Origin of the sequence: Pseudoalteromonas atlantica (assembly GCF_043641955.1) — a bacterium.
GTDB classification, from domain to species: Bacteria; Pseudomonadota; Gammaproteobacteria; order Enterobacterales; family Alteromonadaceae; genus Pseudoalteromonas; species Pseudoalteromonas atlantica_A.
Window position 1 is genome coordinate 45,589 of sequence record NZ_JBHZRV010000011.1, and the last position, 12,814, is coordinate 58,402.

The window sequence follows — 12,814 nt, forward strand, 5'->3', positions numbered from 1 at the left end:
TTAATTGCCTTGGTTAAGTTTAAAGTCTAATTGAACCTGTAAGCCAACTTGCTTTTGTGGTTTACCGTCAATTATCTTAGGACGGTATTTCCACTTTTTAAGTGCACGTTTAGCTTCTCTATCAAAGATTCGTCTAGGGTCTGCGTCAATTACTTCAACGTCAGTAACCCCACCCAACTCATCGATTGAGAATGAAAGTTGTACCCAACCTTCTTTACCATCACGTGCCGCTTGTGTTGGATATTTTGGTTCAATACGAACGATAGGTGTCGCATCACCGTCACGTCCAAATGCACCTGGACCACTTAGGCCACCAGCCGAACTTCCCACATCGATACTACCCATGTTAAATGACATAGCACCCGGATTAGGGTTGTTAGTTTCCGGCTGAGGCGGCTGCGGTTTAGGCGGCTGCTTTGGCGGTGGTGGAGGCGGAGGCGGGACACGCTTCCTCTCCTGCACCTTAGATTCAGGCGGATTCGTCATAATTTCGACTACGATTTGTTCTTTTTGCTCCGTGTTACGGTCAGCCCCACCAGAGATGAGGAAGGCCATGAAGTAGAACAAGCCGAAAGTAACTGCCCCACCTGCAATCAGTGAAAACAGAAAACGAATCATTACTGATCTCCAGCTATTGAAATTCTCAGGTTGTCACCCGTCGCTTTGATCTGGTCCATAACTTTAACCACAGTGCCGTGTTTTGCATCTTTGTCAGCTTGCAAAATTACAACATCTGTAGGTTGTTCTGCTAATAAACTTTCGATCTTTGCTGAAACACGTTCAACATCAACTTGCTGTTTATCAATCCAGATCTCGCCGTTGTCACGAATCGCAATAAAAATGTTAGCATTTTTTTGCTTCGTAGCTTGGGCCGCTTTTGGTTTATTGACCTCGATACCAGCCTCTTTAACGAACGATGTAGTTACGATAAAGAAAATAAGCATGATAAATACGATGTCAAGCATCGGCGTCATATCTACCGCTGCTTCTTCTTCTTCACGAAAACGTTGTTTACGTGCCATATTTAATTCTCTCTCTAGTGATGAGGCATGCTATCTATAAGTTTGGCTTTCACCATTCTCGCTCTTGCCTCAAGGCGTGAGCTAAAGAAAACTCCAGATAGTGCCGCAACCATTCCAGCCATTGTTGGGATTGTTGCCATTGAAATACCAGATGCCATTAAACGTGCGTTACCAGTACCTTGGGTAGCCATGGTTTCGAAAACCGATATCATACCCGTTACTGTACCTAGTAAGCCGATTAAAGGACAAATAGCTACTAATGTTTTAATCAACAACATACGCTGATCTAATTTTTCAGACGCTTCAGAAATCCATGCTTCACGGATTCTGTGTGCGTACCAAGACGTAGTGTCTTGGCGGGCATCCCACTTTCCTACAATTTCCTTCGTCATACGAGGAAACTCAGAAAGTAAGAACCAATAGCGCTCAATCATTAAAACCCACATAAGAAAGAGTGCTATCGCGACCACGTATAATACCTGGCCGCCTGTGCCAACAAAATCCCTGATAGATTCCCAGATCTCCATCAGGACTAGCATTAGGCTTTCTCCTTCTCCGCGTGAGTAGCAACGATACCCGCGCTTTGCTCATCAAGGATGTGTAGTACCGACTTACTGCGACCCGCTACAACAGCGTGAAGAAGGATAAGTGGTAATGCAGCAATTAGACCTAGCGCAGTAGTTACAAGTGCTAGAGAGATGTTACCTGCCATGATCTTCGGATCACCTGTACCGAACAATGTGATTGTTTGGAACGTTAAGATCATACCGATTACCGTACCTAGTAGACCAAGTAGTGGCGCGATTGCAGCAAGGATTTTGATGATGTTGATACCCGCTTCGATGCGAGGCGTTTCACGAAGAATCGCTTCATCAAGCTTAAGCTCAAGGTTTTCAACGTCTTGGTTTTTGTTCTCTTGGTACACTTTAAGGATACGACCCAGTGGGTTGTTACCATTCGGTGTAGACACATTTTTAAGTTGGCTCTTAATTTTGCCCGTAGTGATTGTTAAATCAACAAAACGAACTAAGAAGATTAATAAACCAAAGCCTAATAAAGCTGTGATGATATAACCAACTACATCACCTTGATGGTAATATTCCATCAGTGATTTTTTCTGTGTATTGATACGTAAGATAGCACCACGTGTAGGATCCACGTAAACACCTGCGTATTCACCAGCAGAAGTACCCGCTAAATCATCAATACCAGCAAGGATGAAACCATCTGGTTGCTTACCTAGCGGTTGAATTGATTTAGTTTCAGGTGAGTAAATTAAGTAGCCATCGTCTGTAACTAAGTTGAAGTTACCAATACGTGTTACTTTCTTCACAGAAGAGTTACCGTCAAGGCCTGCAACTTCAGTTTCAAATGTTGAAACTTTTGCTGATTCAGTCATTTCAGTTTGAAGTGAAATCCAAAGCTCTTCAAGCTCACGCACTGTTGGTAGTTCTTTTGCAGCAGCAAGTGAACGTAAAATTTCAGCACGGCCTGGCTTTTCAGCAGATACAAGTGACGCTTCGATAGAACCGATTGCATCTTGTGCTGCACGACGTACAACACCAAACATCTCACCTAAAGTACCTTGTGCACTTTGTAGAGCTGCTGCTTTCTCATTCATTGTATTTTCGTTTTGTGCATATTCTTTAGTTAGACGATCACCACGTGCTTTTTCAGCAGACAACTGGCTTTTCGCTTTATTAAGTAACGCTTGCTTGTCAGCACGAGCAGAAAGAAATTCTTGCTCACGTTGCTTATTGATTTTGCCTTCAGAGATACGCTCTTGCTTTACTTGCTCAAGGATTTTGTCTAGAGCATCAGTATTTGCATGTGCATTTAACGCGGTACCTGCAGAAACAGACAGTACTGCTGCAACAGCAAAACCTTTAAATAGTTTCTTCATTATTGATTACTCCGCGCCAAAGATTGGTAGTTTAACAAGTTCTAATGTCGCTTGCTTACGCGCCATACGAATAACTTCTTTAACAGGTTTTAGGTATTCTTCACCTAATTCTTTCCACTGTTTAGTGTTGTTATCCCAAACCCACGCATGCTTCAAATCGAATGATTGAGCAACATAAGTGATACGACCTAGTTGGCCGAAATCAACGTTAATTGTTTTACCATTGATTTCAAGTGTGCCTTGAGAAGCCGCAACTAAAGAGCTGTATGCAGCTTCAATTGTGTATGACTCAAGTACTTGACGGAATTTTTCTGAAGTAGTTACAGAAGAAGACACCATTGTTTCACGTAATCTTTCAACACGCGCTAAACGAGTGTCAATGTTAAACGGAACGTCCGCTTTGATGAATTGCTCAAGCGTATCGATCATGCGATACATCAAAGGCACAACGTTTTGTTTAGTGTTGTCGATAGTCGCGATTTGGCGATCAAACGATTCAATTTGTGCATTTTGGTCTGCGACCAAACGTGCAACGTGATCGTTGTATACTTTCAAAAGCTCAGTTTCATCAACAATGCCACGGTACTCAGCGATAAGCTCTTGAGTTTGACCGTATACGTTGTCAATTTTAGTTTGAGACTTAACCGCAGCCGTTTGAATTTGTTGACCTGCTTTTTGCACGTCATTCAAAGGATCTGCAATCACATTGCTGCTTGTAAATGCAAATGCGCCAACCAACGCAGTTGCTACAAGACTCTTTCTGATTTTAACAGACATAGTTCCCAACCAATTAAGTAATGTTACTTTTATAATTTAATTACCTCCCGAAGGAGACAACCCTGATATCTTTTAATAGATATCAACCCTCCAATAATGCTAAATGCAATGCACGCTGTCAACTTGATGTTTGGAATTAACCATAAATAAATTGTGCTAAAGAAGTTTAGCTAACATTCAAAAAAACAAAGGATTAACACAAATGTAACAATGATGCTATGAGGTATTCTGCAAAGGCTAGTGTTGATGGCTATTTTAAGATGTAAAAAAAATAACAAAACATAAATGTAACATTTTATTATTACGTTTTAGGCATCATAAAAAGTTTATAAAAAATTCATTTCAGCTTAGTCATTCAGTAAAAAAGCGTTTTTATTCAGCGAAAGATGACAAATTAATCGCAATTTATCATCTTTTAGGAACTAATTCGCGCATTGTGAATTGAACTTTACAGCAAGTAAATTATAAAGAGTCGTTATTAACTAGTTTGGCCAAAGAAATAACTGAATCAACGCCCAACTTTTCGAATATTTTTGTTTTGTAAGTACTCACTGTTTTATTACTAATAAACAATTTTTCTCCAATATCCTTATTTGAAGCGCCCTCGACTAGGTGTTTCATTACAGTTAATTCTCTTTCAGTCAAAATTTGATCGATGTCTTTGTCGTGCGTCAAAAGATCTTCTTGAGGAAAAAAGGTAAAGCCTTTCAGGATTAATTCGACAGCGGATGTTATGTTTTCAAGGCTTTCGGCTTTGTTTATAAAACCTTGAGAGCCTAATTTAGCCGCAGTTCTTATGATATGCTTATCCTGCTTGGCTGATAAAAATAACACACGCCCTTTGTAACCAGCCAAACAAGCTCGTTTATATAAGCTAAACCCATCTGATTCCTCTAATTCTATATCGAGTATAATCAAATCACACTTATTAACTCTTAAGTGTTCAAGCGCTTCCTTTTGGCTTGCTACTGCATAAATACCATTGACTAAAGCTGATTTGCTTAACGCTGTTTTAATCGCTGCGCAGACCATTGGATGGTCATCAACAACAAGTACATCATGTGTTGTGTTCATTTACTAGCAAACCTTTACTTAGTATTTCTCATTTCTTAATTTTAGTGTAAACCCTGATTATGGGTAGCGTGTTTAAATTATTTTTATTCCAATAGCCTTTACAAAACTAAGTAAGTTATAGCGCAAGTATAATATAGATAAAACAAGCTGATTAGTTTCAGATTGTAACAATCTTCACTAGAGGTTTACAACGAGGTGCGAGAATACCCAATTTAGCTAATTTGATACAGAGATAAAGAACTCTTTGCCCGAATTTCATAAATAATGGCTTATGACTTTTTATGAGCTAATAATTTAGTATTGAATAGATTTATGAGGTGAGTTGAATGCTTTAGGGGAATTATGGTGAAACAGAGACCTGTTTCACCAAGATGAACTTAGGTTCACATAATCAGAATTATGCTACTTCTACGTTCTCAGCTTCAGGGCCTTTTTGACCTTGCTTGATGCCGAAAGACACTTGTTGGCCTTCGCTTAGAGTGCGAAAACCTGAGCCTGTAATAGCGCTGAAATGTACGAATACGTCAGGACCATTTTCTTGTTCAATAAAACCAAAGCCTTTAGCTTCGTTGAAGAACTTAACTTTACCAGTAACCGTGTTTGACATACTAAATTTTCCTGTAAGTCAATAATTAAAATTCAGCCAGATTGGCTATATCCTCCCTGAGTGAATGCCCAAAAACGTTGGGGTATAGTACAGGAAGAAGCAAAACCATTAACCGGTAACCTTATACGCCGCACAATATCCGTAAATTCTATACGCAAAAACTCAAAGCAAGATAAGGTTAACACAATAAATCCGTTTTAGCTCTATTAATTAAAAAATATTTTATAAGCTGTGATTCAAAGGGTTAAACACAGCTTAACAAACTAATATCAGGGCTAAAAACTCTAAACTTTGTCTATTTTTTGACTAGTTATTTTACTTGCCAGTCAATAATAGACTCAGCTTTTATTGGCACAACATGATCACCACCTAGTGGGTAGCTAGCTGGTACAGTCCATGGTTGCTTCACTAAAGTAACGGTATCTGAATTACGTGGCAAACCATAAAAGTCTGGCCCAAAGTGGCTGGCAAAACCTTCTAACTTGTCCAAAGCGCCAGCATCTTCAAAAGCTTCAGCATAAAGTTCTAACGCAGCATGAGCTGTGTAAGCCCCTGCACATCCACATGCAGCTTCTTTCTTGTCTTTGTAGTGTGGTGCTGAATCAGTGCCTAAAAAGAACTTTTTGCTACCACTTGTTGCAGCTTCAATAAGTGCTTGTTGATGCGTATTGCGTTTTAAAATTGGTAAACAATAATAGTGAGGTCTAATACCCCCTGCTAGCATATGATTCCGGTTATAGAGTAAGTGGTGAGCAGTAATTGTTGCAGCGACATTATCAGAAGCATTTTTAACAAACTCCACCGCATCTTTAGTCGTGATATGTTCAAGTACAATTTTTAAATCGGGGAAGTCACTAACAACATCGCCCATAATAGTCTCTAAAAATACTTTCTCACGGTCAAAAATATCAATCGACGAATCTGTTACTTCGCCGTGTATAAGTAATAACATGCCCACTTCTTGCATAGCTTCAAGTACTGGGTAGATGTTCTTCATTGAAGTTACACCCGAATCAGAGTTTGTAGTAGCACCCGCGGGGTAAACCTTTGCCGCAACAATTTTACCTGTTGCATGTGCCTTTTTTATTTCATCTGCTGTTGTGTTATCTGTTAAATAAAGCACCATCAATGGTTCGAAATTAACTTGAGGTCCAGCAGCTAGTATACGATCTCTATAAGACAATGCAGTCTCTGTGCATATTGCTGGCGGTACCAGGTTAGGCATTATAATTGCTCGACCCATGTAACGGCTAATATCACGTACTGTATCTTTAAGCTGATCACCATCACGTAAATGTACGTGCCAATCATCCGGACGAGTAAGGGTTAATGTAGGAGTGTTTTGAATTTCTTGATTTGACATTACTTATTTCCACGGCTGAATTTAGCTGATCATAGGCATATGAAGCAACTGAGTAAAGTAATATCCTCGATTTGTTTGTTTAAGTCCTTTGGTTGTTATCACATCAATGTGTACTACACTTTACAGCAATGATATATGTATTTGATATATTTTTTGTACCTTGGTTAATATTAAGTTAACGTATGACTATAATTAAAAATATAAACAGCTTCAGACTAATTTATGTCGAATAATGTAGACTCTCCTACCCCGTTAGAGCTCAAAACTGAACAGTTGAGTATTATTAATCAATTTTCGTCTAGTCTTTTGCAGCTTGATGAACTTGACGAGCTATTTGAGTACGTCACAACACAAGTTGTAAAACGCTTAGGCTTTGTAGATTGTGTCATTTACCTTGCGGACGAAAAAAGCACCACTTTACATGAAGTCGCAGCAATGGGCGTTTCACCTATTGCGACTGACTACTACATAGAACGAAATATCATCCCTTTCAATCAAGGTATAACAGGTTATGTCGCAAGCACAGCGCAAGCAGTAATTATTGGTGATGTGAGCTCTGATATCCGTTATATCGCAGATGCACGCCCAGCCATGTCTGAATTATGTGTGCCACTTATTTACAATTCAAAAGTATTAGGGGTTATCGACTGCGAACACCCTGCTCGAAATTACTTCACTGACGCTCACCTTGAAATACTCACAACGGTTGCGCATTTATTAAGTGCAAAAATCAATCAGGTAAGAACAGTAAAAAATCTGCAAAAAACAGTTAACCAGCTTAATGATGCGCAAAAGCTTGAGACTACCTTATTACAAATCGCTAATTTAACGTATCAAGCTAATGATCTGGATGCATTTTTAGAGTCTCTGCATAATATTATGACCAGCTTGCTTCGCACAGATAACTTTTTAGTTGGTTTATACGATAAAAACATCGATGTGCTTGAAATAGTATATATTATTGAAGAAGGTGTTCGCTCAAATGCACACAAAAAAGTATCAAAAGAGCAATTAAAACACACGGCTTCCTATTATATGCTTACCGCGGAGCAATCATTACTCTTAGATAGAATTGAATATCAGCAGCACATTGAAGCAGGTCATTTTAAAATGGTTGGCCGACCTTCAGAGTCTTGGCTTGGCGTACCCTTTGATGTGAATGATCACACAACAGGTGTAATAGTGGTCCAAAGTTACCAAGAGAAGTATCACTACAGCGAACACGATCGTAATATATTAACTTATGTAAGCCGTCAAATTAGCATGGCAATAGACAGGCAACTGTCACGTCAGGCATTGGAACATAGGGCTTTACACGATGAACTAACAGGCTTAGCTAATCGTTCATTATTAATAGAGCGGATGAAGCACGCTATTTTAAAGCTAGCCCGTGAGCCTAAAAAAGTGAGCCATTGTTTACTTTATCTCGACTTGGACCGTTTTAAAAGTATCAATGATTCTTTGGGGCATGAAGTAGGCGATCACTTTTTGATTGCTATTTGTGAGTTAATTAAAGGAACGATTCGGAATACTGATACATTTGCACGATTAGGCGGGGATGAATTTGCTATTTTTATGGAAAATATTAGCCATAAAAATCAAGTTAATGAAGCTTTAAGCAGAATTGAAACCGCATTATCTAAGCCATTAAATATTGATGGTCATTTGCTACAAGCCTCAACGAGTATTGGCGTTGCGTTTACCCAAAGCAGCGAAGATGAAGCGTATAAATTACTTCAACATGCTGATGCAGCAATGTATGAAGCTAAGTCAACGGGACGTGGCCAGGTTAGGTTTTTCAATGGCACAATGCGGAAAAAACTTAAAACCCATGCTGATATCGAAAATGACCTACAACATGGTATTGAGCATAATGAGTTCGAACTCTACTATCAGCCTATATTTACAATTCAGAGCAATGAAATCATTGGGTTTGAAGCTTTGGTAAGATGGCACCATCCTAGTAAAGGTTTTGTTTCTCCAAACGACTTTATCCCTGTAGCTGAAAATACCGGTCAAATAATAAATTTAGATCTACACTTACTCGACTTAGCAGCGCAACAAATTGCGGCTTGGGTATCACAAAAAAAGCGTTTCTTGAGAGTTACTGTGAATGTGTCTTCAAGGCACTTTGCCAGCCTTGATTTTGTGCCACAAATCCACTCAATATATAACAAATATCAATTACCACTTGGGTCTTTGTGTTTAGAAATTACTGAATCTGGATTAATTGAAAACCTAGAATTGGCGACTCAAATTATCGAGGGCCTAGCCCCTTTAAAAGTGAAGCTTTGCTTAGATGATTTCGGCACAGGGTATTCAGCACTTGGTTATTTGCACCAACTACCTATTCACGTTCTAAAAATAGATAAAAGCTTTATAGATAATCTACAAGGTGATTCTAATCCACTCGTAGGCGCCATTTTATCCCTTGCATCATCTTTAAAATTAGATGTTGTTGCTGAAGGGATAGAAACAAATGAACAACTAGCCATATTACAAAATACGCAGTGTGACTTTGGCCAAGGCTTTCTAAAGTCTAAGCCATTGCCTGCCCTTGAAGCAATAAGCTTGATAGATAACCCTTTGTAATACTTCTTTAAATTGATAGATACAAAAAAGCCCCGAGATAATACCTCAGGGCTTTTTTGTATCTCTTTTAAGGTGCTAGCCAACTAACCAATGTGCCATTAGAGCGATTACTGGTAAGGTAACAAGTGTTCTTAAAATAAATATTATAAATAATTCAAAAATATTAACAGGTATTTTACTACCTAACAGCAATGCACCCACTTCAGACATGTAGATTAACTGCGTTACGCTCATAGCCGCTATAATAAAGCGTGTTACGTCACTTTCTATAGAGCCTGCAGCCAATATAGATGGAATAAACATATCGGCAAAACCCACCATAATAGTTTGTGCTGCTGCTTCAGCTTCTGGCACGCGTAATAATTCAAGGAATGGAATAAATGGCATACCTAGATACTGAAAGATAGGCGTGTATTCGGCAATAATTAACGCAAAGGTTCCCACAGCCATTACCACAGGTAATACTGCAAAGACCATATCTAATGCATTATGAACGCCCTCTTCAATAGTCCCTTTAATACCTGGAGCTTTATCTGCTTTATCCAATGCTACATCAAGCGAGTGCTTAAAAAGCGTTTTTCCTTCAGGAACAAGCTCAGCATTTCCATCAGGCTCTTTGCCATCAATAAAGACATCTTTTTTAAAACTAAGTGGTGGAAGCCTTGGTACAATAATCGCTGCAACAACACCCGCTAAGCAAACCGTTAAATAAAACGGAGCAAATAAATATTCAAGCTGTACTTGGCCAATAACGACCAAACAAAACGTGATAGATACAGCAGAAAAGGTGGTACCTATAATAGCTGCTTCACGTTGGGTGTAATACTTATCCTCGTATTGGCGTGCTGTCATGAGTATTCCAACACTCCCATCACCTAACCATGACGCAACACAGTTCACAGCACTACGTCCTGGTACACCAAATAATGGACGCATTACTTTGGTTAGTAATGTACCTACTAATTCTAGCAAGCCAAAATTCAATAGTAGCGGTAATAACAAGCCCGCTAATATAAAAACAGAAAATAAAACTGGCAGTAAGTCCTTTAAGACGAGTAACCCCGTGTTCTCAGAGTTTATCGCATGTGGGCCCACTTGATAGTATGTCATCAATACAAATACCGTGCCTAACAAGCGCGTTACTAGCCAAATCCAACTCACATTAAACAAATGATTCAATAAGCGAAATTTGGTTAGCATCTTGGGCTTAAATACACTAAATAAAAACGACATTACGCCTGTAATACAAATAATTGTGGCAATAAGGCCCAGTGCAAAGTCGTTAAACGCTGCTTGAATTCCTTTTGCCATAACAGCAATTGGAATGGTCATTATTTCACCTGACGGAACAGGTGTCATAAATAAGAAAACACCAATTAATGAGGGTATTAAAAAAGTGAACCACACTTTAAAATCATGCTGTTTTGCACCAATATTTGGCGTGGGCGGGTTTGTCTTTGACATAGTTTCAACCTGTTAAAAACACAAAAAGAGCAAAGTGCTCTTTTTGTGTTAACTATTTTATTTGTTATTAAATTTTTATACCACGTTGACGCAAAGCTTTTTCTAGCGCTTGCTGCAAGTCGTTCATTGTGCCCGGCTCTAAAGTAGAACCTTGATCATCCATCCACGTTAAGCTAGTGCCACCTTCTTTGGTTCGACTAACAAGAATTTGATATTGACCATTCTCTATTGGTAGCTCAGACAACTCTTCACCCCAGATAGAATCCCATACACTGGACTCTGGCTTGCTGTAATCAGCGGTGATCAAGCCCCTGTCTTGGTCGATTTCAACGATAGTAAATGACAGACGTTCTAAAAACCCAGAAAAACGGTCAAATACGTCGTTATAACTTTGCTCTGTAACTAATGCTGCATTACCCTTATTGTCAAAACCCATCTCTAACGAGATAATGCCTTGCTTCTTACGTAACTCAAGCTCTAGTTGACGATATAAATAATCAAATTCTGCGATAACTTGGTTTAAAGCGCGAACTTCTAATTGCTGTTGCAATAAAGGCGTTAACTTTTCAGTTTTACTTTTGTAATCAACCAATTTACTACTTAAAGAAACCGTTCTTTGATGTGATTTTTGATCCAGTGTGAATAAAAAGCGTTGTTGTGAGACTTCTTGTTCACTGTCCCACAACCAACCTTCTTCTGGTTGAATTATTGCGTACCAATCCGTTTCAAGCTTTCCAGCTTGCTTATCAAATTTTACCGCTTTTGTTTTGCGCTCTAGCAACACACTTTGCACTGCTTGCCAAACAAACTCGTCCAGCTCAGTAATGCCATCATTTTTATCAAAATATATACGAGGAAGCTTGTCACCTTCTTCAACCCAGCTACCTTTAGCAACAGTTAGAACTTGAGCTGGCGGGCGATAATTTGTTGAGTCTGGATTGTTATCATATTCTGCCACTTCCATCTTATAAGTTGGATCTTGTCTCGGTTGTGCCAATTCACCTGGCACCACAACCGGCTCACCTGCTTTATAATTACGTTTATGGTGTGCTTCGTCAGTAAAAACGCCACACCCTGACAAACTTACCAATGCACTTACTGCAAGCGCTTTTGGGATCCAATACTGCACAGATAATTCTCCTTAGCATACCCTTAATTGTTTTAACAAGTATATGAGTGGGTAATACCGATTTGGTTCAGTGTAAAGTCAAGATTAACTCTACAGTTATTATTTTATGCACACCCCACCTACAGGACATTAACCTAAAATGAGCCAATGGTTATGCAAAATTTTGACTATGGTACTTTCCCATGCTGTTAAAAACAAGAAACACTGCCCTTTAAAAGTTGCTTAATTGATATGGGTTGTAGTTTAAACGTCGATTTGTGCTAAACTTCGCCGCCGTGCATTTACATTTACTCGTTTAGCTCACTGCGGCTGTTATTATTAATATAACCTAGGTACTTGAATTCATGACTGCTTTTTCAAATCATCAAATCGTATTGACTGCTATCGGCGAAGATCGCCCAGGAATTGTTAGTGAGTTAACTCAATTAGTCAGCGATTGCCATTGCAATATCATTGACAGTCGCATTGCAATTTTAGGCAATGAATTCACATTCATCATGTTACTGTCAGGCGACATGTCAGCAATAAGCCGTATTGAGCATACATTACCTGTTAAGAGTATGGAACTTGGATTGCTAACTATGATGAAACGCACTTCTAGTCATACTCAATCCGAGTTTTGCGCCGGCTATACATTAGAATACACAGGTATTGATACACCTGGTACGCTAAGCAAAGTGACCCGTTTTTTTGCCGATAGCCATATAAGCATCTGCTCTTTAAAATCAGATACGTATGATGAAGAAGACAGTACTGTGATGCGTTGTGAACTGGAATTTAATATCCCGATTGATGTAGATATTGATGAATTTAAGATCGCTTTTGAGACACTCTCTCGTACACTAAATGTAGATTATATTTTTAGACGTATTCGCTAAGGAGA

12 protein-coding genes are annotated in these 12,814 nt (G+C 39.0%); 2 read left to right on the plus strand and 10 right to left on the minus strand.

Going from position 1 to position 12,814, the window contains the following annotated elements; genetic code table 11:
- The 8 genes from ACHUE3_RS17470 to pyrC form a co-directional block, all read right to left on the minus strand.
- Window positions 1–618, minus strand: a complete 618-nt coding sequence (locus ACHUE3_RS17470; protein ID WP_099297037.1) for an energy transducer TonB — start codon at window positions 616–618, stop codon at window positions 1–3.
- Window positions 618–1,022: an ExbD/TolR family protein gene (locus ACHUE3_RS17475; RefSeq protein ID WP_087531729.1), complete on the minus strand. Its 405-nt coding sequence runs from the start codon at window positions 1,020–1,022 to the stop codon at window positions 618–620. The genes ACHUE3_RS17470 and ACHUE3_RS17475 overlap by 1 nt, the downstream gene beginning before the upstream one ends.
- A gap of 14 nt (window positions 1,023–1,036) precedes the next feature.
- Window positions 1,037–1,561: a MotA/TolQ/ExbB proton channel family protein gene (locus tag ACHUE3_RS17480; protein ID WP_087531730.1), complete on the minus strand. Its 525-nt coding sequence runs from the start codon at window positions 1,559–1,561 to the stop codon at window positions 1,037–1,039.
- Window positions 1,561–2,925, minus strand: coding sequence for a MotA/TolQ/ExbB proton channel family protein (locus tag ACHUE3_RS17485; RefSeq protein WP_394193611.1), 1,365 nt, complete (start codon window positions 2,923–2,925; stop codon window positions 1,561–1,563). Before ACHUE3_RS17485 ends, ACHUE3_RS17480 begins: the two co-directional genes overlap by 1 nt.
- Window positions 2,926–2,931: 6 nt before the next feature.
- Window positions 2,932–3,702 (minus strand): DUF3450 domain-containing protein, encoded by a 771-nt coding sequence (locus ACHUE3_RS17490; RefSeq protein WP_394193612.1) that lies wholly within the window; start codon window positions 3,700–3,702, stop codon window positions 2,932–2,934.
- A gap of 462 nt (window positions 3,703–4,164) precedes the next feature.
- Complete coding sequence (locus tag ACHUE3_RS17495) at window positions 4,165–4,776, minus strand: response regulator (RefSeq protein ID WP_394193613.1); 612 nt, start codon at window positions 4,774–4,776, stop codon at window positions 4,165–4,167.
- A 397-nt stretch (window positions 4,777–5,173) separates the two neighbouring features.
- Complete coding sequence (locus ACHUE3_RS17500; RefSeq protein WP_016707789.1) at window positions 5,174–5,383, minus strand: cold-shock protein; 210 nt, start codon at window positions 5,381–5,383, stop codon at window positions 5,174–5,176.
- Between the two features lie 310 nt (window positions 5,384–5,693).
- Window positions 5,694–6,746 carry a dihydroorotase gene (pyrC, locus tag ACHUE3_RS17505; protein WP_394193614.1) on the minus strand — a complete coding sequence of 351 codons (1,053 nt, stop codon included), beginning with the start codon at window positions 6,744–6,746 and terminating at the stop codon, window positions 5,694–5,696.
- A 222-nt stretch (window positions 6,747–6,968) separates the two neighbouring features.
- Here pyrC and ACHUE3_RS17510 point away from each other — a divergent pair, with 222 nt between their 5' ends.
- Window positions 6,969–9,338, plus strand: a complete 2,370-nt coding sequence (locus tag ACHUE3_RS17510; RefSeq protein WP_394193615.1) for an EAL domain-containing protein — start codon at window positions 6,969–6,971, stop codon at window positions 9,336–9,338.
- A gap of 75 nt (window positions 9,339–9,413) precedes the next feature.
- On the opposite strand, the gene ACHUE3_RS17515 is transcribed toward ACHUE3_RS17510, so the two are convergent.
- Window positions 9,414–10,802, minus strand: a complete 1,389-nt coding sequence (locus tag ACHUE3_RS17515) for a YjiH family protein (RefSeq protein ID WP_394193616.1) — start codon at window positions 10,800–10,802, stop codon at window positions 9,414–9,416.
- A gap of 67 nt (window positions 10,803–10,869) precedes the next feature.
- Window positions 10,870–11,931: an outer membrane protein assembly factor BamC gene (bamC, locus tag ACHUE3_RS17520; RefSeq protein ID WP_394193617.1), complete on the minus strand. Its 1,062-nt coding sequence runs from the start codon at window positions 11,929–11,931 to the stop codon at window positions 10,870–10,872.
- A gap of 344 nt (window positions 11,932–12,275) precedes the next feature.
- On the opposite strand from bamC, the gene ACHUE3_RS17525 reads away from it, so the two are divergent.
- Window positions 12,276–12,809 carry a glycine cleavage system transcriptional repressor gene (locus ACHUE3_RS17525; RefSeq protein ID WP_394193618.1) on the plus strand — a complete coding sequence of 178 codons (534 nt, stop codon included), beginning with the start codon at window positions 12,276–12,278 and terminating at the stop codon, window positions 12,807–12,809.
- Window positions 12,810–12,814: the final 5 nt, after the last annotated feature.